General features: G+C 74.2%; 21 protein-coding genes. 15 read left to right on the top strand and 6 right to left on the bottom strand.

Annotated features, from left to right (window positions below; genetic code table 11):
- Window positions 1-114 precede the first annotated feature (114 nt).
- Window positions 115-1,035: an NADP-dependent oxidoreductase gene (locus ACWFQ8_RS07630; protein ID WP_453785279.1), complete on the bottom strand. Its 921-nt coding sequence runs from the start codon at window positions 1,033-1,035 to the stop codon at window positions 115-117.
- An 83-nt stretch (window positions 1,036-1,118) separates the two neighbouring features.
- On the bottom strand, window positions 1,119-1,883 hold the full coding sequence (locus ACWFQ8_RS07625) for a DUF2470 domain-containing protein (protein WP_453785278.1): 765 nt from the start codon (window positions 1,881-1,883) through the stop codon (window positions 1,119-1,121).
- A 154-nt stretch (window positions 1,884-2,037) separates the two neighbouring features.
- Here ACWFQ8_RS07625 and ACWFQ8_RS07620 point away from each other — a divergent pair, with 154 nt between their 5' ends.
- The 13 genes from ACWFQ8_RS07620 to ACWFQ8_RS07560 all read left to right on the top strand — a co-directional run bounded on the left by ACWFQ8_RS07620 (window position 2,038) and on the right by ACWFQ8_RS07560 (window position 17,630).
- Window positions 2,038-2,433, top strand: coding sequence for a cell division protein SepF (locus tag ACWFQ8_RS07620; protein WP_453785277.1), 396 nt, complete (start codon window positions 2,038-2,040; stop codon window positions 2,431-2,433).
- Between the two features lie 67 nt (window positions 2,434-2,500).
- A complete protein-coding gene (locus tag ACWFQ8_RS07615; RefSeq protein WP_453785276.1) occupies window positions 2,501-3,958 on the top strand; it encodes an AAA family ATPase in 1,458 nt (485 codons plus the stop codon).
- On the top strand, window positions 3,955-4,332 hold the full coding sequence (locus ACWFQ8_RS07610; RefSeq protein WP_453785275.1) for a nucleotide pyrophosphohydrolase: 378 nt from the start codon (window positions 3,955-3,957) through the stop codon (window positions 4,330-4,332). Before ACWFQ8_RS07615 ends, ACWFQ8_RS07610 begins: the two co-directional genes overlap by 4 nt.
- Before the next feature lie 122 nt (window positions 4,333-4,454).
- A complete protein-coding gene (locus tag ACWFQ8_RS07605) occupies window positions 4,455-4,940 on the top strand; it encodes a DUF6099 family protein (protein ID WP_453785274.1) in 486 nt (161 codons plus the stop codon).
- A gap of 306 nt (window positions 4,941-5,246) precedes the next feature.
- Window positions 5,247-6,170, top strand: a complete 924-nt coding sequence (locus ACWFQ8_RS07600) for an LLM class F420-dependent oxidoreductase (protein WP_453785273.1) — start codon at window positions 5,247-5,249, stop codon at window positions 6,168-6,170.
- Window positions 6,171-6,187: 17 nt separating this feature from the next.
- Entirely contained in the window at window positions 6,188-7,126 is a 939-nt protein-coding gene (gene mmuM / locus ACWFQ8_RS07595; protein ID WP_453785272.1) for a homocysteine S-methyltransferase, read from the top strand.
- A 38-nt stretch (window positions 7,127-7,164) separates the two neighbouring features.
- On the top strand, window positions 7,165-8,679 hold the full coding sequence (locus ACWFQ8_RS07590; protein ID WP_453785271.1) for a 3' terminal RNA ribose 2'-O-methyltransferase Hen1: 1,515 nt from the start codon (window positions 7,165-7,167) through the stop codon (window positions 8,677-8,679).
- Window positions 8,676-11,306 (top strand): polynucleotide kinase-phosphatase, encoded by a 2,631-nt coding sequence (locus tag ACWFQ8_RS07585; protein WP_453785270.1) that lies wholly within the window; start codon window positions 8,676-8,678, stop codon window positions 11,304-11,306. Before ACWFQ8_RS07590 ends, ACWFQ8_RS07585 begins: the two co-directional genes overlap by 4 nt.
- Before the next feature lie 185 nt (window positions 11,307-11,491).
- Entirely contained in the window at window positions 11,492-11,959 is a 468-nt protein-coding gene (locus ACWFQ8_RS07580) for a hypothetical protein (protein ID WP_453785269.1), read from the top strand.
- Window positions 11,960-12,014: 55 nt separating this feature from the next.
- Entirely contained in the window at window positions 12,015-13,259 is a 1,245-nt protein-coding gene (locus ACWFQ8_RS07575; RefSeq protein WP_453785268.1) for an arginine deiminase, read from the top strand.
- 89 nt (window positions 13,260-13,348) lie between these two features.
- Complete coding sequence (gene argF / locus ACWFQ8_RS07570) at window positions 13,349-14,353, top strand: ornithine carbamoyltransferase (protein WP_453785267.1); 1,005 nt, start codon at window positions 13,349-13,351, stop codon at window positions 14,351-14,353.
- 114 nt (window positions 14,354-14,467) lie between these two features.
- On the top strand, window positions 14,468-15,295 hold the full coding sequence (locus tag ACWFQ8_RS07565; protein ID WP_453785266.1) for an enoyl-CoA hydratase family protein: 828 nt from the start codon (window positions 14,468-14,470) through the stop codon (window positions 15,293-15,295).
- Window positions 15,296-15,299: 4 nt separating this feature from the next.
- A complete protein-coding gene (locus ACWFQ8_RS07560) occupies window positions 15,300-17,630 on the top strand; it encodes an oxidoreductase (RefSeq protein WP_453785265.1) in 2,331 nt (776 codons plus the stop codon).
- 87 nt (window positions 17,631-17,717) lie between these two features.
- Here ACWFQ8_RS07560 and ACWFQ8_RS07555 read toward each other — a convergent pair whose 3' ends face one another.
- From ACWFQ8_RS07555 to ACWFQ8_RS07545, 3 genes are all read right to left on the bottom strand, one after another.
- Complete coding sequence (locus tag ACWFQ8_RS07555) at window positions 17,718-18,557, bottom strand: GNAT family N-acetyltransferase (protein ID WP_453785264.1); 840 nt, start codon at window positions 18,555-18,557, stop codon at window positions 17,718-17,720.
- Window positions 18,558-18,646: 89 nt separating this feature from the next.
- Window positions 18,647-19,447: a PaaX family transcriptional regulator gene (locus tag ACWFQ8_RS07550; RefSeq protein WP_453785263.1), complete on the bottom strand. Its 801-nt coding sequence runs from the start codon at window positions 19,445-19,447 to the stop codon at window positions 18,647-18,649.
- 4 nt (window positions 19,448-19,451) lie between these two features.
- A complete protein-coding gene (locus ACWFQ8_RS07545; protein ID WP_453785262.1) occupies window positions 19,452-21,074 on the bottom strand; it encodes an AMP-binding protein in 1,623 nt (540 codons plus the stop codon).
- A gap of 120 nt (window positions 21,075-21,194) precedes the next feature.
- Between ACWFQ8_RS07545 and ACWFQ8_RS07540 the strand changes: the two genes are divergently transcribed.
- A complete protein-coding gene (locus ACWFQ8_RS07540; protein WP_453785261.1) occupies window positions 21,195-22,322 on the top strand; it encodes an acyl-CoA dehydrogenase family protein in 1,128 nt (375 codons plus the stop codon).
- Window positions 22,319-22,717, top strand: coding sequence for a RidA family protein (locus ACWFQ8_RS07535; protein ID WP_453785260.1), 399 nt, complete (start codon window positions 22,319-22,321; stop codon window positions 22,715-22,717). The genes ACWFQ8_RS07540 and ACWFQ8_RS07535 overlap by 4 nt, the downstream gene beginning before the upstream one ends.
- A gap of 98 nt (window positions 22,718-22,815) precedes the next feature.
- Here the strand turns inward: ACWFQ8_RS07535 and ACWFQ8_RS07530 are convergent, their stop codons facing one another.
- Window positions 22,816-24,195 carry an aminopeptidase P family protein gene (locus tag ACWFQ8_RS07530; RefSeq protein ID WP_453785259.1) on the bottom strand — a complete coding sequence of 460 codons (1,380 nt, stop codon included), beginning with the start codon at window positions 24,193-24,195 and terminating at the stop codon, window positions 22,816-22,818.
- Window positions 24,196-24,265: the final 70 nt, after the last annotated feature.

Raw genomic sequence — 24,265 nt, 5'->3', positions numbered from 1 at the left:
GGGGCCCGCGGCGGCGGCGCCCCCCGCGGCCCGGGGGGCGCCCCCCCCCCCGCGCGGGGGGGGGGGGGCCCCCCCCCGGGGGCCCCCCCCCCCCGCGCCCGTGGCGGGCGGGTCTCAGACGGTCAGGACGATCTTGCCGCGGGTGCGGCCCGCGGCACTGAGCTCCCAGGCCTTCGCGGCCTGCGCGAGCGGCAGGACGTGCTCCACGTTCACGGTGAGCCGGCCCGAGTCCGCGAGTTCGGCCAGGAAGGTGAGATCGGCGGTGTCGGGGCGGACCCAGAGCTGGTGCGCGCCCCGGGCGGCGGCCTCGTAGTCGGCGATGGACACGACCCGGTCGCGCTGCTTGACCAGGGCTTGGAGGGTCGCGATGACGCCGTCCCCGTAGAAGTCCAGGCCCGCGTCGACCCCTTCGGGCGCCAGGGCGCGGATCCGGTCGGCCATGCCCTCCCCGTAGAGGACGGGTTCGGCGCCGAGCGAACGCAGGTAGTCGTGGTTGTGCGCGCCCGCGGTGCCGATGACGCGCAGGCCCAGGGCGACGGCGATCTGTACGCCGAAGGAGCCGGTGCCGCCGGCCGCGGAGTGGATGACGACGGTCTCACCGGCCCGCAGGCCCGCGCGGGTGAGGGACTGGTAGGCCGTGAGCCCGGCCAGCGGCAGACCCGCGGCCTGCTCGAAGCTCAGCTCGCGGGGCTTGCGGGCGAGGGTGCGTACGGGGGCGGAGACCAGCTCGGCGTAGGTGCCGAGCTCGACCCACTCCTTGCGGACGTATCCGTAGACCTCGTCGCCCACGGCGTAGTCGAAGGTGTCCTGGCCGACGGCTTCGACGACACCGGCGACGTCCCAGCCGGGTATGACCGGGTGGCGCACTTCCAGGATCGGATCGAGGTGTCCGGCTGCCAGCTTCCAGTCCACCGGATTGACCCCGGCGGCCTTGACGCGGACGAGCACCTCGCCCGGCCCGACCTTGGGCTCCGGGACGTCAACGAGCTTGAGGTCCGGGGCAGTTCCGTATGCGCTGTACGTGATGGCCTTCATGATCACCCGAACCGGGCGCGGGGGTCGGCTATTCCCGATCGCCCGGGAGCGACCGGGCGCCGGGGAGCGACCGGGCGCCGGATTCAGGCGGGCAGGGTGTTGCGGTGCGAGCGCCGGCGGGCCGCGCTGAAGAGCGCCTGGATCTGCGCGCCCGACTGCTCGACGTCGTCCAGCGGGGAGGGGAAGGGCAGCCGTACGTCGTGGTGCCCGCGCCGCTCCTCCAGCCGCAGGGTGATGCCGTACCGGTCCAGGGCGAGGGGCAGCGCGCGGACGACGGCCGCGGCGGGCGGCGGCTCGACCAGGCGCAGCAGCAGGGTGACGAGGTCGCTGTGGTCGTCGAGGAGGTGGGTGAGCATGCCCGCCTCGTACTCCGCGAGGGGGTCGGGGCGGGCGGCGTCCAGCTCTTCGAGGCCGATGGAGACGGAGCCGTCGCCGGTCTCCAGTACGGCCTCCGCGAATTCCACGCAGGTGCTGCGGCCGGCCCCGGAGGGGTCGGCCGGGCCGGCCGTGACGTCGGAGCCGGCGTCCGCGTACGGGGTGAGCAGGCGTCCCAGGACGGCCACGCGGGCGCGCACCCGGTCGCGGACGGGGGTGGCGGCGATATCGGTGAACTCCAGCCGGATCACGGGCCCGCCGTCGCGCCGGACGGTGAAGGGCATGCCGGCGGCGGGTTCGGCGGGGTGCAGGTGCAGGCGGCCCAGGACGTCGGTGCCGTCGAGGTGGCGGACCTCGGTGCGCAGGCCGTCGGTGACCACGGTCATGGAATGGGCGGCGGCCAGGATCGACCGGACCCGCTCGGCGGCGGTCGGCCGGTCGGTCGGAGTGGCGGGTGCACCGGGCGTGCGCATGCGGATCTCCCATCGTCCTTTGGTTAGGCTTGCCTAACCTAACCTATCCCGACTCGCCGGAGTAGCCCGCGCGGTCCGTGTCGTTGTTGGGCTGAACGGGTGAAACGCGAGAGGATGGGGGGATGCACATGAAGCGCGCGGCCGAGGCGGCCCGGTGAGCAGGTACGACGTCACCGACGAACAGTGGGAGGGGCTCGCGCAGGTGGTGCCGCTGCGCAGTCGCAACGAATGGCCCTCCCGGGTGGACCACCGCACGATCCCCAAGTCGCCCGGGGCGTCGGCGGCGGAACAGCGGCGCTTCGTCGTGCTCCGCGTCCAGATCTTCGCGGACGCGCGGGAGGTGGCCGAGTACCTGATCGCGCAGATTCCGGTGCTGCTCGACCTCACCGGCGCCGACAGCGAAGTGGCCAAGCGCATCCTGGACTTCAGCAGCGGCGTGGTCTTCGGGCTGGGCAGTGGAATGCACCGGGTCGACCGGAACGTCTTCCTGCTGGCGCCGGTCGGGACCGAAGTCGAGGGCATCGCGGCCGCGGCCGTCCCCCGATCGTAGGAAGGTCGCGGCGACGGAACGGTTCACCGGGCCCTCGGGGGGCCGGGCGGCCCGTACCGTCCGGCGCATGGACGCCACCCTCGACGCACCGACCCCCGCCCCCGCCCTGAACCCCGCCCCGCCGGCACCCGCGCCCGGCGACTCCCGTGTGCCCGCCCGGGCCCGGGTCGCGCCGGGCGGCCCCTGCGCGCCCGCTCCGGCCGAGGCGGTGCCGGAGCCCCGGGCGACCCCCGCGCCCGCGCGGGGCCGGGCCGGTACGACCGCGGACCCGCAGGCCGTGCCCGGTCCCGTACGGTCCGGGGAGGTCCCCCCGCCCCGGGGCGCGGGCGGCCCACCGGTGCGGGCCTCGGGCGTGGTCCCGGCGCAGGCCGGCGGGCCCGCCGCGGCGGAGCCGGAGCGCGGGCACCAGCGGCCCGCCGTCACGGGGTTACGGCTGTCCGCCTTCGGACCGCACCGGGCGGCCGCCTTCGCGCTCGGGCCCGTCACCCTCTTCGCCGGGCCCAGCGGCAGCGGCAAGTCCCAGGCCCTGGACGCCTACGGGGCCCTGGCCCGGCTCGCGTCCGGCGCCACCCTGGAGGAGGCCTTCCCCGACGCGGCCGCCCGCATCCCCGACCGGGCGGTCCCCGACGCCGAGCGGCGCCGCGGATTCCGTATCGGCTGCACCGTCGACGGCCCCGCCGGTCCGGTCCGGCTCGACCTCGCCGTCCAGGCCGAGCCGACCCTGCGCATCGTCGGCGAACGCCTGTCGCGGGACGGGCAGATCCTGCTCAGCACCGCGCTGCGCGATCCCGGCCGGCGCTCCGTGCAGGCCGCCTGGCTGACCGGCGGATCCATCGGCGTCACCCGGGCGCCCCTGCCCGACGACCGGCTCGGCACGGCCCTGCTCCCGCTGCGCGTGGCCGGCGCGACGGCCGGCCAGCGCCAGGTACTGGCCGCCGGCGAGCAGGTCGTCGTGGCCCTGCGCGCGGTGTACCCCTGCGACCCGCGTCCCGAACGGATGCGCACGGCCGTCCCGCCCGGCGATGGCCGGCTGCTGGGCGACTGCGCCAACCTGGCCGACGTACTGCGCCGGACCCGCCACGAGTGCGGTACCCGCCACGCGCTGTTGGCCGAGGCGGCCCGTACCGGGTGCGCCGGACACGTGGCCGGTCTGGACGTACGGGCCTGCGAGGGCGGCCCCGTCACGGCGCTGCTGGACCGGGGCGCCGACCGGCCCGCGACGGAGCTCGGCCGGCTCGGCGCGGGCGAGTTGCGCTTCCTCGCACTGGCCCTGGTGCTGCTGACCGGGCCGGGGGTGCTCGCGGTGGACCCGGCCGCCGAGCTGCTGTCCGCGCGGCAGGCCCTGACGGTGCTGGCCGACGGGTTCGACCGGGGTCTGGACCGGGCGCAGGGAATGGAACTGCTGCGGCTGGCCCTGTTGTCCTGCGGCCGGGGCCACGTCCGGCTGGCCGCGGCGGTGGGGGAGGAGACCGCTGCTGCCGCCCGCGACCTCCCGGGTATCACGGTGGTAGACCTGGGGCCATGAACAACACGACGGACGGCGACCGCGACGAGCGGCTGGACCGACTGCGGCGCCGGCTCGCGGACTTCGCGGCCGCCCGGGGCTGGGAGCCGTACCACACGCCCAAGAACCTGGCGATCGCGCTGAGCGTGGAAGCGGCCGAACTCGTCGAGATCTTCCAGTGGCTGACGCCCGAGCAGTCGGCGGCCGTGATGGACGATCCGGAGACCGCGCACCGCGTGACCGATGAGGTGGCCGACGTGCTGGCGTATCTGCTGCAGTTCTGCGAGGTTCTCGGGGTGGATGTGCTGGATGCGCTCGCCGCGAAGATCGAGCGGAACGAGCTCCGCTTCCCCGTGACGGGCCCCCGGACCCCGGATGGTCACTCTTCGGAGTGATGGCCCCGTCCACAATCACGTTTGTGTCCACAATTTCCGAATACCCCTGGCTTTACTGACGCGTTGCCCTCACTCTGGGTAGTGATGGAACGGTGGGATGTCGTGCGGACGGGGGACGGCATATGGATGCGGTACGGCTCATCGCGGCCGGCCGGCACGCGCTGGCACAGAGCGGGGCTGCGTGGGACATCGTGGGCGAGGCCTGGCAGGCTCAGGCGCTCGCTCAGGGCATAGGAGGCTTTCTGGCGGTCACCGGACCGCCGGAAATGAGAGCGGAGGCCAGAGGGCTGGGAGAAGCGGGAGGCAGAGGCTGCGGGGTGCTCGACCGGGCGGCCCTGCGGGGAGAGGGCAGCGCGCCGGACCATCCGCCGCGGGCCGCGCAGTTGACCCGGGTGACCGACGTCCGCCAGGCGCTGCTCGGACTGCAGGCGCTGCTCGGCGAAGTGGGGATAGCCCTGGTCGGGGTGGCCTGCGGGACGGACGAGGAGTCGCTGTACTGGCAGTGCATAGAGTCCATCGACGCGGCCGACGAGTCGAGCGACCGGGTACGGGCCATCCTGCGCCGTATGACGGTCCGCGAACGGGGCTCGGCCTCAGGGGTCGTCTAGTGCTGTGGCCGGAATCCAGGTACGGCGCGCCGGTGCGGCCGCCGTAGAGGGCCGTGCCCGGCGGGTCCGGTCCGGCCCGATCGCCCCGACGCCCCGCCCCGGCGCGGCGGTGGGGGTTCGGGGTCCCGCCGGAGTGGCGGGAGGCGCGCGGTCGGAACGGCCGTGTGTCGGCGAGGTCGGCGGGCGTGCGGCCGACGACGAGTACGGCCGCGCCCTCGCCCGACCCGCCTGCGCGGTCTGTCGGGGGGTGGACCGTCCGGTTGACGCGGATTCAGCCGGCCGGGGCGGGAGGGGCAGGATGGGGACATGGATCTCCGCGTTTTCACCGAGCCCCAGCAGGGTGCGAGCTACGACACCCTCCTGACCGTCGCCCGAGCTACCGAGGACCTCGGGTTCGACGCCTTCTTCCGCTCCGACCACTACCTGCGGATGGGTTCCGCCGACGGCCTGCCCGGACCCACCGACGCCTGGATCACCCTCGCGGGCCTGGCCCGCGAGACCAGCCGGATCCGGCTCGGCACGCTGATGACGGCCGGCACCTTCCGACTGCCAGGCGTGCTCGCCATCCAGGTTGCCCAGGTGGACCAGATGTCCGGCGGCCGTGTCGAACTGGGCCTGGGGGCGGGCTGGTTCGAGGAGGAGCACAAGGCGTACGGAATCCCCTTCCCGGCGGAGCGGATGGCCCGGCTGGAGGAGCAGCTGGCGATCGTCACCGGGCTGTGGGCCACTGAGGCCGGCGCCGCCTTCGACTACGCGGGCAGCCACTACCGGGTGGAGAACTCGCCCGCCCTGCCCAAGCCCGCCCAGGCGAAGGTGCCGGTCCTCATCGGCGGCCACGGCGCGAAGCGCACCCCGAGGCTCGCCGCGCGGTACGCGGACGAGTTCAACATGCCGTTCGCGTCGGTCGCCGACAGCGAGCGGCAGTTCGGGCGGGTCCGCCGGGCCGCCGAGGAGGCCGGCCGCAAGGCCGACGACCTCGTCTACTCCAACGCCCTCGTGGTGTGCGTGGGCAAGGACGACGCGGAGGTCGCCCGCCGGGCCGCCGCCATCGGCCGGGGGGTGGACGAGCTCAAGGCCAACGGGCTGGCGGGCTCCCCGGCCGAGGTCGTGGAGAAGATCGGGGCCTACGGCGCCGTCGGCTCCTCCCGCGTCTACCTCCAGCTGCTCGACCTCGACGACCTGGACCACCTGGAGCTGATCTCCGCCCAGGTGCTGTCCCAGCTCGGCTGACGGAGGGGGAAGCTCCGATGCCACGCGCGTCCGGCCCGCTCGCCGAGGCCCTGGCCCGCACGGCCGTGCTGCTGGACGGCGGGCTGAGCAACCAGCTCGCCGCCCAGGGCTGCGACCTGCCCGGCGCCCTCTGGACGGGCCGGGTGCTCGCCGACCGCCCGGACCAGGTGGAGGCGGCCCACACCGCGTACGCGCGGGCCGGCGCCGAGGTGCTGATCGCCTCCGGCTACCAGATCGGCTACGGGACGCCCGCCGGCGGCGACCGCGACCCGGCGGCGACCACCGCCCTGCTGCACCGCAGCGTCGCCCTCGCGGCCCGCGCGGCCGAGGCCGCCGGACACCGGGTGTGGGTGGCCGCCTCCGTGGGTCCGTACGGCGCGGTGCTCGCGGACGGCTCCGAGTACCGGGGCCGGTACGGTCTGAGCGTGCGGCAGCTGGCCGCCTTCCACCGCCCCCGGATCGAGGCCCTCCTGGAGGCCGGTCCCGATGTCCTGGCCCTGGAGACCGTCCCCGACCCGGACGAGGCCGAGGCCCTGCTGGACGTCCTCGCGGAGACGGGCGCTCCGGCCTGGCTCAGCTACACCGTCGAGGGCGGCCGCACCCGGTCCGGGGCCTCCCTGGCCGAGGCCTTCGCGCTCGCCGCCGCTTCCCCGCAGGTCATCGCGACCGGTGTCAACTGCTGCGATCCGGCGGAGGTCCTGCCCGCCCTCGAAGCCGCGGCGGCGGTCACCGGCAAGCCGCTCGTGGCCTACCCCAACGACGGCTCCGTCTGGGACGCCGTCACCCGCGCCTGGCACCCGCCGGCGCACCCGCGGCCCTGGCCCACCGCCGCCTGGCACCGCGCCGGTGCCCGCCTCGTCGGCGGCTGCTGCCGGATCGGTCCCGCCCGCATCGCCGAACTGGCCGGGGAACTGCCCGGACACCGGGTCCGCGGAACGGGGCCCACCGGAAAATAGGGCGCGTACCACCCGGGTGACCAGCCACAATCGTTCGTGTGTTCCTGACGATCTCCACCACCGGCTCCCCCGAACGACCCGCGACCGACCTGGGCTACCTGCTGCACAAGCATCCCGGCAAGGCGCAGTCGTTCTCCACCTCCCACGGCACCGCCCAGGTCTTCTACCCCGAGGCCACCGATCAGCGGTGCACGGCGGCCCTGCTGCTGGAGGTGGACCCCGTCGCGCTCGTGCGACGCGGTCGGGGCAAGGGCCGGGGCGGGGCGCCCGACTCCGCACTGGCCCAGTACGTCAACGACCGCCCGTACGCCGCCTCCTCACTGCTCGCCGTCGCCCTCAGCGGTGTGTTCCGCAACGCGCTCAAGGGGCAGTGCACGGCCCGCCCCGAGCTGCCGGAGCGGACGCTGGGCCTGCGGATCGAGATCCCGGTACTGCCCGCGCGCGGCGGTGCGGACCTGGTGCACCGCCTCTTCGACCCGCTCGGCTGGGACCGGGTGGAGACCCGCCCGGTCGTGCTCGACGAGCAGTTCCCCGAGTGGGGCGACTCCCGGTACGTACGGCTCGTACTGGAGGGCGAGTTGAGGCTCGCCGACGCCCTGCGCCAGCTCTACGTCCTGCTGCCCGTACTGGACGACGCGAAGCACTACTGGATCGCCCCCGACGAGGTCGACAAGCTGCTCCGGGCCGGAGACGGCTGGCTCGCCGCCCACCCCGAGCACGCCCTGATCAGCTCCCGCTACCTCGCCCGCCACAAGCGGCTCACCCAGGACGCCCTGGAGCGCCTGGAGCTGGTCCGGCTCGCCGAGGCCGACGGCGGCGAGGTCGAGGACCTCGACAACGCCGTCGACGAGGGCAGCGACACCCCGGAGCGGCCCACCCCGCTCGCGGTCCTGCGCCGCGAGGCGATCCTGACCGCGCTGCGCGCGGCGGGCGCCGCCCGCGTCCTCGACCTGGGCTGCGGCCAGGGCCAGCTGGTGCAGGCCCTGCTGGGGGACGTGTCCTTCACCGAGATCGTCGGTATGGACGTGTCCATGCGGGCCCTGGCCGTCGCGGCCAAGAGGTTGCGCCTGGAGCGGATGGGAGAGCGGCAGAGCGAGCGCGTCCGCCTGCTCCAGGGCTCGCTCGCGTACACCGACCGGCGGCTGGCCGGCTACGACGCGGCCGTGCTCAGCGAGGTCATCGAGCACCTGGACCCGGAGCGGCTGCCCGCGCTGGAGTACGCCGTGTTCGGCTCGGCCCGCCCCCGTACCGTCCTCGTCACCACCCCGAACGTCGAGTACAACGTCCGCTGGGAGACCCTGCCCGCCGGGCACGTCCGCCACGGCGACCACCGCTTCGAGTGGACCCGCGAGGAGTTCCGGGCCTGGGCCGGGGAAGTCGCGCGGCGGCACGGGTACGAGGTCGGGTTCGTCCCCGTGGGGGACGACGACCCCGAGGTCGGCCCGCCGACCCAGATGGCCGTCTTCACCCGGCCGGACCCGACCCCCGCGACCGCGGCCCGCGGCGCCGGCGCCGCCACCACCGACACCCCGAAGGAGGGCGAGGCAGCATGACCACCGAGCACACCGAGCACACCGAGCACACCGCGACCACCGCTACGACCGCGGCGGGCGAGACCCCCCGCAAGCGCGCCCTTCCCGTCACCGACCTCTCCCTCGTCGTCCTCGTCGGGGCCACCGGCTCGGGCAAGTCCACCTTCGCCCGCAAGCACTTCAAGCCCACCGAGGTCATCTCCTCCGACTACTGCCGGGGGCTGGTCTGCGACGACGAGAACGACCAGAGCGTCAGCAAGGACGCATTCGAGGTCCTGCACTACATCGCGGGCAAGCGCCTCGCCGCCGGCCGCCTCACCGTCGTCGACGCCACCAGCGTGCAGGCCGACGCCCGCCGCCGGCTGGTCGAGCTGGCGCGCCGTCACGACGTGCTGCCGATCGCCATCGTCCTCGACCTGCCCGAAGACGTCTGCGCGCAACGCAACGCGGGCCGCCCCGAACGCGCCGGACTGCCCCGGGCCGTCATCCAGCGCCACCGCCGGGACCTGCGCAAGTCCCTGCGCGGACTGGAGCGCGAGGGCTTCCGCAAGGTGCACGTCCTGCGCTCCGTCGAGGAGGTCGAGAACGCCGAGGTCGTGCTGGAGAAGCGCTTCAACGACCTCACCCACCTCAGCGGCCCCTTCGACATCATCGGGGACATCCACGGCTGCGCCTCCGAGCTGGAGACCCTGCTCGCCGAGCTCGGCTACGAGGACGGCGTCCACCCGCAGGGCCGGACCGCCGTCTTCGTCGGGGACCTCGTCGACCGTGGCCCCGACAGCCCCGGCGTGCTGCGCCGCGTCATGGGCATGGTGAAGTCCGGCAACGCGTTGTGCGTGCCCGGGAACCACGAGAACAAGCTCGGCCGTTATCTGAAGGGTGCCAAGGTCCAGCGGACCCATGGTCTGGCCGAGACGATCGAGCAGTTGGAGGGCGAGTCCGAGGAGTTCGTCGCGGAGGTCCGGGAGTTCATTCGCGGCCTCGTCAGCCACTACGTCCTCGACGGCGGCAAGCTGGTCGTCTGCCACGCCGGACTGCCCGAGAAGTACCACGGCCGCACCTCCGGCCGGGTCCGCTCGCACGCCCTGTACGGGGACACCACCGGCGAGACGGACGAGTTCGGCCTGCCCGTGCGCTACCCGTGGGCCGAGGACTACCGGGGCAAGGCGGTCGTGGTCTACGGCCACACCCCGGTCCCGAACACCTCCTGGATCAACAACACCATCTGCCTGGACACCGGCGCCGTGTTCGGCGGGAAGATGACCGCCCTGCGCTGGCCGGAGCGCGAACTGGTCGACGTACCGGCCGAGAAGGTCTGGTACGAGCCGGTCAAGCCCCTGGCCGCCGAGGCGCCCGGCGGGCACGACGGCCGTCCGCTGGACCTGGCCGACGTGCAGGGACGCCGGGTCGTGGAGACCCGGCACCTGGGCAACGTGAACGTGCGCGAGGAGAACGCGGCGGCCGCCCTGGAGGTCATGAGCCGCTTCGCGGTGGACCCCCGGCTGGTCCCGTACCTGCCGCCGACCATGGCGCCGACGGCGACCTCCCGCGAGGAGGGCTACCTGGAGCACCCCGCCGAGGCCTTCGAGCAGTACCGCAAGGACGGCGTGGCCCAGGTCGTGTGCGAGGAGAAGCACATGGGCTCCCGCGCCACGATCCTGGTCTGCCGGGACGCGGCGGCGGCCCGCGAGCGGTTCGGCGTCGGGGGCGGCTGCGATGCCGGCGCGAGCGGGCCCACCGGCTCCGTCTACACCCGCACCGGGCGGCCGTTCTTCAAGGATCTGGCAGTCACCGAGGAGGTCCTCGCCCGGCTCCGGGCGGCGATCACCGACGCGGGCCTGTGGCAGGAGCTCGACACCGACTGGCTGCTGCTCGACGGCGAGCTCCTGCCCTGGTCCCTGAAGTCCGCCGGCCTGCTGCGCAACCAGTACGCCGCCGTGGGCGCGGCCTCCCGCGCCGTCTTCCCGGACGCCGTCGCCGCCCTGGAGGCGGCCACCGCCCGGGGCATCGACACCGGCGCCCTGCTGGAGCGCCAGCGCGAACGCGCCGCCGACGCGGCCGCCTTCACGGAGGCGTACCGCCGCTACTGCTGGACCACCGACGGGCTGGAGGGCGTACGGTTCGCGCCGTTCCAGCTGCTCGCGGCGGCCGACCGGTCACTGGCCGCCGTACCGCACGACGAGCAGCTGTTCTGGCTGGACCGGCTCGTCGCCGCCGACGAGGCGGCCGGCACCGGGCTGCTGCGCCGCACCGGCCGCATCCTGGTGGACACCGCCGACGAGGACTCGGTACGGGCCGGCACCGACTGGTGGCTGGAGCTGACCGCGGCCGGCGGCGAGGGCATGGTCGTCAAGCCGCTCCAGGCCTACGCCCGGGACGGCAAGGGACGGCTGGTCCAGCCCGGGCTCAAGGTGCGCGGTCGCGAGTACCTGCGGATCATCTACGGCCCCGAGTACACCCGGCCGCAGCAGTTGGACCGGCTGCGGCAGCGGTTCCTCGGCCACAAGCGCTCGCTGGCCCTGCGCGAGTACGCGCTGGGGCTGGAGGCGCTGGACCGGCTGGCGGCGCAGGAGCCGCTGTGGCGCGTCCACGAGGCCGTCTTCGCGGTGCTCGCGCTGGAGTCGGAGCCGGTCGACCCCCGGCTCTGAGGGCCCGCGCGTAAAGCCGGCACCCCTGTACGGCCGCTAATTAGGTCGTATGGGGGAACTTTCGCCGCGAACTCCGGGAAAACCACCGGCGGGATCGTTCATCCAGGGCAGCGGAATGTCCGCGACCCTGGAAGGACGGAACGTCACCTATGAAGATGACCGCGCGCGGAAGCATTGCGGCACTCATGACCTGTATGGCCGCGGCCGGCGCGGCCACCCCGGCCGCGGCCGACTCGGTGCCGGTCGGTGTCCCGCTGGACGCCGTGAAGACCACGCTGGGCGTGGACACCCCGCGCCTGGCCACCGGCGTGCCGATCCCGGTCGTCGGAGCGCCGCAGGCTCCCCGCCAGCACACGGGGGACATGCTTCCGACCCCACTGCTCCCGGTGGTCCCGATCGGCACGGAGCTCGGCGAGACGCTCGTCAGCTCCCCGGTTCCGAACCTGCTCGGCCCGAAGGAGACCGACGGCGAGGGCTCCCTCGGTGCGCCGGCCACCACGATGCGCGCCCGCACCCCCGGTGCGGTCGTCGGCTCTCCGCTGACGATGCCGAACGCCGGCAACTTCGGGCTGCCGGACGTGACCGCGCCCGAGCTGGGCCTGACCACCCCGGAGTTGACCGGCGCCCCGGCGGCGCTTCTCGGCCTGCGCTGAGCGCTCTCGTCCGACGCCACCTCAAAAAGCCGCCCGGTCTGCGAACGTGTACGGCATGGGATTCCATGTCGACTCCGAGACCGGGCGGCTTCGCCGCGTCATCCTCCACCGGCCCGACCTGGAGCTGAAGCGGCTCACACCCAGCAACAAGGACGCGCTCCTCTTCGACGACGTGCTGTGGGTGCGCCGGGCCCGCCAGGAGCACGACGGCTTCGCGGACGTGCTGCGCGACCGGGGCGTGGAGGTCCACCTGTTCGGGGACCTGCTGTGCGAGGCCCTCGACATCCCGGAGGCCAGACGCCTCGTGCTGGACCGGGTGTTCGACGAGAAGGAGTACGGGCCGCTCGCCACCGACCACCTGCGGGCCGTCTTCGAGGGGCTGCCCTCCGCCGATCTGGCCGAGGCGCTGGTCGGCGGGATGACCAAGCGGGAGTTCCTGGAGCGGCACCCGGAGCCGGTTTCGGTCCGCTTCCACGCCCTGGAGCTGGACGGCTTCCTGCTGGGGCCGCTGCCCAACCACCTCTTCACCCGGGACACCTCCGCGTGGATCTACGACGGGGTCTCCGTCAACGCGATGCGCTGGCCGGCCCGCCGGCGCGAGACCGTGCACTTCGAGGCGATCTACAAGCACCACCCCCTCTTCACCTCCTCGGGGGCCTTCCACTACTGGTCGCAGGGGCAGGTGGACTACCCGTCGACCATCGAGGGCGGCGACGTGCTGGTGATCGGCAACGGCGCGGTGCTGATCGGGATGAGCGAGCGCACCACCCCGCAGGCCGTGGAGATGCTGGCGCGCGGGCTGTTCGCCGCCGGGTCGGCGACGAGCATCGTGGCGCTCGACATGCCCAAGCGGCGGGCCTTCATGCACCTGGACACCGTGATGACCATGGTCGACGGCGATACGTTCACCCAGTACGCGGGGCTCGGCATGCTGCGCTCCTACACCATCGAGCCCGGTGACTCGGTGCAGGAGCTGAAGGTGACCGACCATCCGCCGGAGCACATGCACCGGGCCATCGCCACGGCGCTGGGGCTGGACGCGGTACGGGTGCTGACCGCCACGCAGGACGTGCACTCGGCCGAGCGGGAGCAATGGGACGACGGCTGCAACGTCCTCGCGGTGGAGCCGGGGGTGGTGGTCGCCTACGAACGGAACGTGACGACCAACACCCACCTGCGCAAGGAGGGCATCGAGGTCATCGAGATCCCGGGCAGCGAGCTGGGCCGGGGCCGGGGCGGCCCGCGGTGCATGAGCTGTCCGGTGGAGCGGGACGCCGTCCAGGGGCTGCCCGGGGCGTAGCGGCCGACCGGCACAGGGGTCTGTATATCAATACGGAGTATCGTATATACTTCCAACATCCCCTGTCACCGTGACGCTGGAGCGACGCCATGGCCACCGACCTCGTCGGCCGCAGTTTCCTCAAGGAGCTCGATTTCACCGCCGCCGAGTTCCGCGGCCTCGTCGAGCTCGCCGCAGAACTCAAGGCGGCCAAGAAGGCGGGCACCGAGCAGCGTCTGCTCCAGGGCCGGAGCATCGCCCTGATCTTCGAGAAGACCTCGACGCGCACGCGCTGCGCCTTCGAGGTCGCCGCCGCCGACCAGGGCGCCCACACCACGTACCTGGACCCCTCCGGTTCGCAGATGGGCCACAAGGAGTCCGTCCGGGACACCGCCCGGGTGCTCGGCCGGATGTTCGACGGGATCGAGTACCGGGGCGACAGCCAGCAGACCGTCGAGGAGCTCGCCGGGTACGCGGGCGTGCCCGTCTTCAACGGCCTCACGGACGACTGGCACCCCACCCAGATGCTCGCCGACGTGCTCACCATGACCGAGCACAGCACCAAGCCGCTGGAGCGGATCTCCTTCGCCTACCTCGGTGACGCCCGCTTCAACATGGGCAACTCCTACCTCGTGACCGGCGCGCTGCTGGGCATGGACGTGCGGATCGTCGCGCCCGAGGCCTACTGGCCGGCCGCATCGGTGGTGGCGGCGGCGCGCGAGCTCGCCGAGAAGAGCGGCGCCCGGATCACCCTGACCGAGGACATCGGGCGGGGCGTGGACCAGGCCGACTTCGTCCTGACCGACATCTGGGTCTCCATGGGCGAGCCCAAGGAGGTCTGGGACGAGCGCATCGCGGCCCTGTCCCCGTACGCGGTCACCATGGACGTGCTGCGCGCGACCGGGAACCCGGACGTGAAGTTCATGCACTGCCTGCCCGCCTTCCACGACCTCGGCACCGAGGTGGCCAGGGAGATCCACCGGCGGCACGGGCTGGAGTCCCTCGAAGTGACGGACGAGGTCTTCGAGTCGGCGCACTCCGTCGTCTTCGACGAGGCCGAGAACCGGCTGCACACCATCAAGGCCGTGCTCGTCGCCACTCTCGCCCAGCCCTGACGGCGCCGCCCGCCCCGGCGTCCCGGGCCTCAGGCCAGGGGGCGAAGCGGAACCCCACTCCGCTGTGTCGCGTTTCTGTGACGGCAGTCACCATCCAGTGATACCGTCGATCGTGTGAGCCCCTTCACCGGTTCCACAGCAGCGACCGAACGGTGGCGCCACCTCCGGGTGACCCGGCAGGACGGCGTGGCCACCGTCACCTTCGACCGCCCCGACAAGCTGAACGCGCTCACCTTCGGCGCCTACGCCGACCTGCGCGATCTGCTGGCAGAACTGTCCCGCGAGCGATCCGTACGCGCCCTCGTGCTCGGCGGTGAGGGCCGCGGCTTCTGCTCCGGCGGGGACGTGGACGAGATCATCGGCGCCACCCTCGCCATGGACACCGCCGAGCTCCTCGACTTCAACCGGATGACCGGCCACGTGGTGCGCGCCGTCCGCGAGTGCCCCTTCCCGGTGATCGCCGCCGTGCACGGCGTGGCGGCCGGGGCCGGCGCCGTCCTCGCACTCGCCGCCGACTTCCGGATCGCCGACCCCACCGCCCGCTTCGTCTTCCTGTTCACCCGCGTCGGCCTCTCCGGGGGCGACATGGGCGCCGCCTACCTGCTGCCCCGCGTCGTCGGCCTGGGCCACGCCACCCGGCTCCTGATGCTCGGAGAACCCGTTCGGGCCGCCGAGGCCGAGCGGATCGGCCTGATCAGCGAGCTCACCGACGAGGGCAAGGCCCACGCGCGGGCCGCCGAACTCGCCGCGCGCCTGGCCGCCGGGCCCGCACTGGCCCACGCACAGACCAAAGCTCTGCTCACCGCCGAACTCGACATGCCGCTCGCCGCGTCCGTGGAACTCGACGCGGCCACCCAGGCCCTGCTGATGAACGGCCAGGACTACGCGGAGTTCCACGCGGCCTTCACCGCGAAGCGCCCGCCGGAGTGGAAGGGCAGGTAGCGCCATGCCGGTCGGCAGCACGTTGCGGGTCGCCGTCGTCGGCGGCGGGCCGGGAGGACTGTACGCCGCCGCGCTGCTGGCCCGGCAGGGGCACCCGGTGGACGTGTGGGAGCGCAGCGCCCCGGACGACACCTTCGGCTTCGGAGTGGTGCTCTCCGACGACACTCTCGGCGGCATCGAGCGGGCCGACACCGAGGTCCACGCCGCCCTGGCACGTGAGTTCGTGCGCTGGGACGACGTGCACGTCGTGCACCGCGGGCGGCTGCTGACCTCCGGCGGCCACGGCTTCGCGGCCCTGGGGCGGCGCCGGCTCCTGGAGATCCTGCACGAGCGCTGCGCCGGCCTGGGCGTACGGCTGCGGTTCCGCACCGAGGCACCGGACGCGGCGGCGCTCGCTGCCTCGTACGACCTGGTGGTCGCGGCGGACGGCGTGCACAGCACGACCCGCGGGGCCGGAGCCCGGCACTTCCGGCCGACGCTCACCAGCGGGAGGTGCCGGTACATCTGGCTGGCCGCCGACTTCGCCTTCGACGCCTTCCGCTTCGAGATCGCGGAGACCGAGTACGGCGTCATGCAACTGCACGCCTACCCGTACGCGGGCCCGCCGCCCGGGCAGGGAGCCGCCCCGGGGTCCCCGGGGTCCCCGGGGCGCCGGCACGGGGCCGGCGCCTCCACGGTCATCGTCGAGATGCGCGAGGAGGTGTGGCGGGCGGCAGGCTTCGACCTGTGCGACGAGACGGAGTCGGCGGCCCGCTGCGCCAAGATCTTCGGCGACGCCCTGCGCGGCGGACCGCTGCACGGGAACCGCTCGGCATGGACGCGGTTTCGTACCGTCGTCAACGAGCGCTGGTCCCACGGCAACGTGGTGCTGCTCGGCGACGCGGCGCACACCGCGCACTTCTCCATCGGTTCCGGCACCAAACTCGCGGTGGAGGACGCCCTCGCACTCGCCGACGCGCTCGCCGCGGAACCGGGCGTACCGGAGGCGCTCGCCGCGTACGAGGCGGCGCGCCGCCCGGCGGTCGCCAGCACGCAGCGGGCCGCCGCGGCCAGCATGCGCTGGTTCGAGGAGCTCCCCGGCTACGTCGCCCAGCCCGCCCGCCAGTTCGCCTTCAACCTCCTCACCCGCAGCCGCAGGGTCACCCACGACAACCTGCGGATGCGGGACGAGCGCTTCACCCGGGCGGTGGAACGCGACTTCGGCTGCCCCGACGAGGAGGCGTCGGGCACGCGGACCCCGCCGATGTTCACCCCCTTCACCCTGCGAGGCCTGACCCTGCGCAACCGGGTCGTCGTCTCGCCGATGGACATGTACTCGGCCGAGGAGGGCGTGCCCGGGGACTTCCACCTCGCGCACCTGGGCGCCCGCGCGCTCGGCGGGGCCGGCCTGGTGATGACCGAGATGGTCTGCGTCAGCGCCGAGGGCCGGATCACCCCCGGCTGCGCCGGCCTGTACACGGCGCGACAGGCGGCGGCCTGGAAGCGGATCGCCGACTTCGTCCACACCTTCGCGCCCGGCACCGCGCTCGGCGTCCAGCTCGGGCACGCGGGGCGCAAGGGTTCCACCCGGGTGATGTGGGAGGGCATGGACGACCCGCTCCCGGACGGCAACTGGCCGCTGGTGGCCGCCTCCGCGCTGCCCTACCGGCCGGGCGTCTCCGCGGTCCCGCGCGCCCTGACCGCGGCCGAAATGGACGGGATCCGCTCCGAGTTCGCGGCCGCCGCCGTCCGCGCGGCGGACTGCGGCTTCGACCTGCTGGAGCTGCACTGCGCCCACGGCTACCTGCTGTCGGGCTTCCTCTCCCCGCTCACCAACCACCGGACGGACGCCTACGGCGGCTCCCTGGAGAACCGGCTGCGCTTCCCCCTGGAGGTCTTCGACGCCGTGCGCGCCGTCTGGCCCGCCGACCGCCCGATGACCGTCCGCCTCTCCGCCACCGACTGGGCGCCGGGCGGAACCACCGCGCAGGAGGCGGTGGAGATCGCCGCCGCGTTCGCCGCCCGGGGAGCGGACGCCATCGACGTGTCGACCGGCCAGGTGGTGGCGGACGAGACCCCCGAGTACGGGCGGTCGTACCAGACCCCCTACGCCGACCGGATTCGCAACGCGCTGGGCGTACCGGTCGTCGCCGTCGGCGCCATCTCCTCGTGGGACGACGTCAACTCGCTGCTGCTGGCGGGGCGGGCGGACCTCTGCGCGGTGGGCCGGCCCCACCTCTACGATCCGCACTGGACCCTGCACGCGGCCGCCGAGCAGTCCTACGCGGGCCCGGCCGCTCCCTGGCCCGCGCCGTACCGGGCGGGCAGCCGGACGCCTCCGACCGGGCGCGGCTGACCTCCGGTCCTGCGGCGGGAGCGACGCCGAACGCGGCGGCCGGGCGGCGGATTCTCGGCGGCGGCTCCCGACCTCGCGGCCACGACCTCAGGCGGCCACGACCTCCGCGCGGTCCTCGACCGGGGTGTAACCGAGCCGCAGGTAGAGGCCGTTGCTGGTGGGGTTGGCCAGGTCCGTGAACAGGAGGACCTGCGAGGCCCCGGCCGCGTGGGCCGCCGCGCCCGCCGCGTGCGTGATCCCGGCCGCGTACCCCCGGCCCCGCAGTTCCGGCGGGGTGTAGACCGGGCCGACGCGGGCGGCCGAGCCGATCGGGCGGGAGAAGGAGGCCAGCGAGACGGGGGTCCCGCCGTGCTCCCACAGCAGCAGCCCGCCGTACGAGAGCCGGTCGCGCAGGGCGCCCTCGGACGCCGGACCCGGCACGCCCGCCTCCTGGTGGAAGGCCGTGATCCACTCCAACAGCAGCGGGAGGTCGGTCTCGGCCGCGGTCCGGGCCGCGCCGGCGGGGGCGGGATCCGGCGCGACGGGGGCGGCCAGCCGGTACAGCCGGTTCTCCTCGCAGACCCGGGCGGGCCGCGTCCAGGCCCCGGCCAGTGCGTCCGCATCGGGCCGGCGGGCGTTGAAGCCGCTGACCCCCGCGAGCAGCGGCTCGGTGGCCAGGGCGTCCGCCAGCGCGCGGACGGCCCCGGCGGGGAGCGCGCCCAGCAGCAGCGGGTGGGGCGGTGTGCACAGCAGGCCGCCGGTGACGGTCCCGTCGGGGCCGGTCCACCAGCCGAAGAAGGGGTCCGCAGCGCCGAAGGCGTGCGGGCCGCGCCGCTCCAGGGCGTCCGCCGTGGTCAGCAGGATGGTGTTCACGACGGGTTGCGCGGCCACGGCGGGCCCCGCTGCGGTCAGGTAGGCCGCCAGGTCCGTACTGAAGGTCCAGGTCATGGCCCATCCTGGCGCGGCGCGGAGCCGGTGCGCACCCGCATTTCCGCACGCGGGGCCGCGCCACGCGCGGCCGCGGCGCCCGCGCCCGGTCACGGTCGCGCGAAGCCCGCGCCCGGATCCCGCAGCCGCGCGTGCAGCTCGGCGAAGACCGCCGCCGCGCGGTCGCCCGGCCAGTCCGCCGGGAGCAGCGCGCGCGGCAGCCCGGGGTCGGCGTACGGGAGGCGGCGCCAGCTGTCCAGGGCGAGCAGGTAGCCCCGGTAGGCCTCCTCGGGCGTCGGCGGCGGGCCCGCCTGCAAGGCCCGTAGAGCCGGTTCGTGCAGGTCGAGGAACTCCTCGTGCTGCTTGGCCAGGGCCGCCAGGTCCCACCAGCGAGCCACCGCCTCCGCCGTCGGGGCGAAGCCCAGGTGGGCGCCGCGGAACAGCTCCACGTAGGCCGTCAGGTGCAGCCGCTCCAAGGTGTGCGCCGTCTCCTCGGCCAGCTGCGCCGGGGCGATCCACACCCCCGGCGCCACCGTGCCGAAGCCGAGCCGGGCCAGCCGGGAACGCAGCAGGTGCCGCTTGTGGCGTTCCTGTTCCGGGACGGAGAACACGGCCACCAGCCATTGCGGCGAGGGCTGCGGGCTGCCGTAGATGCGCCGGTCGCCGTCGTCCAGCAGCTGCCGCGCCTCCGGCGACAGCGCGTACGCCGCCGAGCCGTCCGCCGCCCGCGCGGGCAGCAGGAAGCCGCGCCGCTTCAACCGGGACACCGACGAACGCACCGACGGCGCGTCCACGCCGGCCGCGCCCAGCAGGCGGATCAGCGCGGCCACCGGGACCGCGCCCTCGAAGGAGCGCCCGTAGGCACCGTAGAACGTGACGATCAGGGATCGCGGGGTGTGCTGCTCGGCCACGGGATCACTCTAGATCGCGCAGCCGGAAGCGTTGCAGTTTGCCGGTCGCCGTCCGGGGGAGCGCGGGGAGGAAGACGAAGGAGCGCGGGCACTTGTGCGGGGCCAGTTCGGCCCGCATGAAGGCGCGCAGGAGCTCCTCCGTCAGTACCGCACCCTCACGGGCGACGGTGTACGCCACCACGACCTGCCCGCGTCGCTCGTCCGGGCGGCCCACCACCGCGGCCTCCACCACGTCCGGATGGCGCAGCAGGGCCTCCTCCACCTCGGGGCCCGCGATGTTGTAGCCGGCGGAGACGATCATGTCGTCGGCGCGGGCGACGTAGCGGAAGTAGCCCTCCGGGTCCCGGACGTAGGTGTCGCCGGTCAGGTTCCAGCCGTTGCGCACGTACTCGCCCTGCCGGGGATCGGCCAGGTAGCGGCAGCCCACCGGCCCGCGCACGGCCAGCAGCCCCGGCTCGTTGTCCGCGACCGGCCGTCCGGACCGGTCCACCACCCGCGCCTGCCAGCCCGGTACCACCCGCCCGGTGGTACCGGGCCGGATGTCCTCGTCGGCGGCGGAGATGAAGATGTGCAGCAGCTCGGTGGCCCCGATGCCGTTGATGATCCGCAGGCCCGTGCGCTCGTACCAGGCCTGCCAGGTCGCGGCGGGCAGGTTCTCCCCGGCCGAGACGCAGCGCCGCAGCGCCGACAGGTCGTACGCGCCCACGTCGTACGGGCCCAGGGCGTCCAGCATCGTCCGGTACGCGGTGGGGGCGGTGAACAGGACCGTCACGCGGTGCTCGGCGAGGGCGGGCAGCAGGAACCGGGGCCCGGCCTCCTCCAGCAGCAGCGCCGACGCCCCCGCCCGCAGCGGGAAGACGACGAGTCCGCCGAGACCGAAGGTGAACCCGAGCGGCGGACTCCCGGCGAAGACGTCGTCCGGGCGGGGGCGCAGCACGGTGCGGGAGAAGGTGTCCGCGACGGAGAGCAGGTCGCGGTGGAAGTGCATGCAGCCCTTCGGCCGCCCGGTGGTACCGGAGGTGAAGGCGATCAGGGCCACGTCGTCGGCGGAGGTCTCGACCGCGGGGAAGGGCTCGCGGCCGTACCGCTCGGCGAGGCGCAGCAGGTCCTGGGCGCCGCCGCCCCCGTACGCGGTGATCCGCAGCCCCGGTACCTCGGCCCGGGTCAGGTCGTCCAGCGCGTCCGCGTGGCACACGGCGTGCCCCACCCGGGCCATCGAACAGACCGTGGCCAGCTCCTGCGCGCGCTGCTGGGGCAGTACGGTCACCGCCACCGCGCCCGCCTTCATCACCGCGAGCCAGCAGGCGGCGAGCCAGGGGCCGGTGGGACCGCGCAGCAGCACCCGGTTGCCGGGGACGACGCCGAGGTCGGCGGTGAGGGCGTGGGCGAGGCGGTCGACGCGCTCGCGGAGCCCGCCGTACGTCCACACCTCGCCCGAGCCGCTGCGGAAGGCCGGGCGGTCGGGGCCGAGCCGGGCGATGGTGGCGTCGAGGAGCTCGGCCCCGCAGTTCAGCCGGTCCGGGTAGGCCAGTTCGGGCAACTCGAAGAGCAACTCCGGCCAGGTGTGGGCGGGCGGCAGATGGTCGCGCGCGAAAGTGTCGGCGTGTGCGGAAGGCTTGAGGTCCAAGGCTGGTTCGCCCCCTGGCGACGGTCCGGAATGAGGTGGGGCCGGCCGTGCGGTCGCACCACGAGCGTATCGTGACGGTGACGGCAGTCAACAGGACGCGATAGATGCGGGGACATTCGGATGACCGGATTCGCGCTCGGAGTGGACCAGGAGGAATGGTGCGGGCGACTGCGCGCACTGTCGGCGGAGCGGCTGCGGCCGCTGGCCGGGAAGGGGGAGCCGGGACGGGTCAACCGGCCGCTGCTGCGGGAGTTGGGCGAGTTGGGCCTGCTGGAGCGGGTGTTCGCGGCGGGCGCGCTCGAACTGTGCCTGCTGCGCGAGTCCTTGGCCTACAGCTGCACCGAGGCGGAGACCGCGCTCGCCCTCCAGGGCCTGGGCGCCCATCCGGTGCTCCGGGCGGGCAGCGCGGAGCAGCGGGAGCGGTGGCTGCCGCAGGTGATCGCGGGACGTGCGGTGGCCGCCTTCGCGTTGAGCGAGCCGGGCGCCGGCTCGGACGCGGCGGCGCTGGCACTGGCGGCCGAACCGGACCCCGGGGGCGGCTGGCGCCTGACCGGCGAGAAGTGCTGGATCTCCAACGCCCCGGAAGCGGACTTCTACACCGTGTTCGCCCGAACGGGTGAGGGGCCGGGCGCCAAGGGCGTGTCGGCCTTCCTGGTCCCGGCGGACCGGCCCGGGCTCGGGGGCGAGGCACTGGACATGCTGTCCCCGCACGCCATCGGCTCCCTCACCTTCGACGCGGTGCCGGTCGGCCGGGAGGACCTGCTCGGCGGGCCCGGGCGGGGCTTCGGCGTCGCGATGGACACGCTGAACCTCTTCCGGCCGAGCGTCGGGGCCTTCGCCGTGGGCATGGCCCGGGCCGCGCTGGACGCCACGCTGGAGTACACGGCCGGGCGCTCCGCGTTCGGCGGGGTGCTGGGCGACCTCCAGGCGGTGGCGCACCGGGTCGCCGAGATGGCGACCCGCACCGAGGCGGCCCGGCTGCTGGTCTACGCGGCGGCCGGGGCCCACGACCGGGGCTCCCCGGACGTCCCCCGCCGGGCCGCGATGGCGAAGCTGCTGGCCACCGAGACCGCCCAGTACGTCGTGGACCACGCGGTCCAGCTGCACGGGGCGGTGGCCCTCCAACGCGGCCACCTGCTGGAACACCTCTACCGCGAGGTGCGGGCACCCCGGATCTACGAGGGGGCGAGCGAGGTGCAGCGCACCATCATCGCGAAGGAGCTCTACCGGGAGGCGGCCGCGCGATGAGCATCGAGCGGATCAACCCCCCGGAGCTGTCCCCGGCGACCGGCTTCTCGCACGCGGTGACGGCGACCGGCTCCCGGCTGGTCTTCCTCGCGGGCCAGACGGCCCTGGACGGCGCCGGCAAGGTGGTGGGGAAGGACCTGCCGGAGCAGTTCGAACGGGCCCTGGCGAACCTGCTCGCCGCCCTGGCCGCGGCCGGCGGCGCCCCGGCCGACCTGGCCCGGGTCACCGTCTACGCGGTGGACGTGGCGGCGTACCGCGCGGCGGCCCCCGAACTGGGGCGGATCTGGCGCCGCTCGGCGGGGCGCGCCTACCCGGCGATGGCGCTCGTCGGCGTGGTCCGGCTCTGGGACACCGAGGCCCTGGTCGAACTGGACGGCTTCGCGGTCCTCCCGTAGCCCCGCCGGGCACCGCTCGCCGATACGGCGTACGGTGCCCGGCGCGCCGACCGGCCCGGCGCGCCGACCGGCCCTCGCGGGCATTCGGCCCTCGCGGATCAGCCCCGCGCCGCGTCCAGGAGGGCGCCCATCCACTCCTCGATGCCGTCGACCGTGCGCGGCAGCGCGCCCGACATCAGGCGCGCGCCGTCCGCCGTGACGACCAGGTCGTCCTCGACCCGCACGCCGATGCCGCGCAGCTCCGCCGGCAGCGTCTCGTCGTCCGGCTGGAGGTACAGCCCCGGCTCCACGGTGAGGACCTGACCCTCTTCCAGGATCCCGTCGAGGTAGGTCTGCGCCCGCGCCTTCCCGCAGTCGTGGACGTCCAGGCCCAGCATGTGCCCGCTGCTGCACAGCGTGTAGCGCCGGTGCAGGTCGCCCTCCGCGTCCTTCAGGACGCCCCACTCGGCCAGGCCCTCCGCGATCACCCGCATACCGGCGCGGTGGAAGTCCCGGAAGCTGGCACCGGGCCGCAGCGCCGCCATGCCCGCCTCCTGGGCGGCCAGGACCAGTTCGTACACCTGGCGCTGGACGGGCGAGAAACGGCCCGACAGCGGCAGGGTCCGGGTGATGTCCGCCGTGTACAGGGTGTCGGTCTCCACGCCGGCGTCCAGGAGCAGCAGTTCGTCCCCGTTCAGCCGGCCGTCGTTGCGGATCCAGTGCAGCGCGCACGCGTGGGCGCCGGACGCCGCGATCGTCTCGTACCCGGTGCCGTTGCCCTCGGCCCGCGCGCGCAGGCCGAAGACCCCCTCGATCCACCGCTCCCCGCGCGGGTGGGCCAGCGCGCGCGGCAGGGCCCGTACGACGTCCTCGAAGCCGGCCACCGTGTGGTCGACGGCCAGCTGGAGCTGTCCGACCTCCCAGGCGTCCTTCACCAGGCGCAGCTCCGACAGGGCCGTGGCCAGCTCCGGGTCCGTGGCCGCGTTGCGGCCGGCCGGCGACCCGAGACCGTCCAGGGGCGCGCAGCGGATGCCGGTGAGGCGCTCCGCCTCGGCGAGTTCGGGCCGGCGGCCGATCCAGAACTCCCCGTACCTGCGGTCCCGGTAGAACGCGCCGTCGTCGACGGTGCGGGGCGAGCGCGGCCGCAGGTACAGCACCGCCTCGTGGGCGTGCGGGCCCGACGGCTCCAGGACCAGGACGTGACCCGCCTGGTCCTCGCCGGTGAGGCCGGTCAGCCAGGCGTAGGCGCTGTACGGGCGGAACCGGTGGTCGCAGTCGTTGCTGCGGACCTTCAGCTCACCGGCCGGGACGATCAGCCGCTCGCCCGGGAAGAGCGCCGAGAGCCGGGCCCGGCGCGCCGGGGTGACCGCGTACGCGGCGACGCGGTCGGACTCGGGCAGCGGGGAAGGGGCCCAGTTCCCCGCCATGAACCGGGACAACTCCGGGGATACCGACAGGTCATGGCTGCCGGTGTTGAGGTGCGAGGGGGCGTCGGTCACGGAGGCTCCATCAAGAAGATGCGAACTGGTGGGCGCACAGGTCTTGTCAGTGCAATTTCACATTACTATG

It is taken from the genome of Streptomyces sp. NPDC055254, assembly GCF_053606025.1.
This window is presented reverse-complemented; position numbering and strand designations above follow the sequence as displayed.

Excerpts from the sequence above, each read along its gene's own strand:
- ACWFQ8_RS07560 (WP_453785265.1), top strand. The coding sequence starts at position 15,300 with ATGCCGGTCGGCAGCACGTTGCGGGTCGCCGTCGTCGGCGGCGGGCCG.
- ACWFQ8_RS07535 (WP_453785260.1), top strand. The coding sequence starts at position 22,319 with ATGAGCATCGAGCGGATCAACCCCCCGGAGCTGTCCCCGGCGACCGGC.
- ACWFQ8_RS07610 (WP_453785275.1), top strand. The coding sequence starts at position 3,955 with ATGAACAACACGACGGACGGCGACCGCGACGAGCGGCTGGACCGACTG.
- mmuM (WP_453785272.1), top strand. The coding sequence starts at position 6,188 with ATGCCACGCGCGTCCGGCCCGCTCGCCGAGGCCCTGGCCCGCACGGCC.
- ACWFQ8_RS07600 (WP_453785273.1), top strand. The coding sequence starts at position 5,247 with ATGGATCTCCGCGTTTTCACCGAGCCCCAGCAGGGTGCGAGCTACGAC.
- ACWFQ8_RS07555 (WP_453785264.1), bottom strand. The coding sequence starts at position 18,557 with ATGACCTGGACCTTCAGTACGGACCTGGCGGCCTACCTGACCGCAGCG.
- argF (WP_453785267.1), top strand. The coding sequence starts at position 13,349 with ATGGCCACCGACCTCGTCGGCCGCAGTTTCCTCAAGGAGCTCGATTTC.
- ACWFQ8_RS07630 (WP_453785279.1), bottom strand. The coding sequence starts at position 1,035 with ATGAAGGCCATCACGTACAGCGCATACGGAACTGCCCCGGACCTCAAG.
- ACWFQ8_RS07615 (WP_453785276.1), top strand. The coding sequence starts at position 2,501 with ATGGACGCCACCCTCGACGCACCGACCCCCGCCCCCGCCCTGAACCCC.
- ACWFQ8_RS07625 (WP_453785278.1), bottom strand. The coding sequence starts at position 1,883 with ATGCGCACGCCCGGTGCACCCGCCACTCCGACCGACCGGCCGACCGCC.
- ACWFQ8_RS07575 (WP_453785268.1), top strand. The coding sequence starts at position 12,015 with ATGGGATTCCATGTCGACTCCGAGACCGGGCGGCTTCGCCGCGTCATC.
- ACWFQ8_RS07585 (WP_453785270.1), top strand. The coding sequence starts at position 8,676 with ATGACCACCGAGCACACCGAGCACACCGAGCACACCGCGACCACCGCT.
- ACWFQ8_RS07605 (WP_453785274.1), top strand. The coding sequence starts at position 4,455 with ATGGATGCGGTACGGCTCATCGCGGCCGGCCGGCACGCGCTGGCACAG.
- ACWFQ8_RS07580 (WP_453785269.1), top strand. The coding sequence starts at position 11,492 with ATGACCTGTATGGCCGCGGCCGGCGCGGCCACCCCGGCCGCGGCCGAC.
- ACWFQ8_RS07540 (WP_453785261.1), top strand. The coding sequence starts at position 21,195 with ATGACCGGATTCGCGCTCGGAGTGGACCAGGAGGAATGGTGCGGGCGA.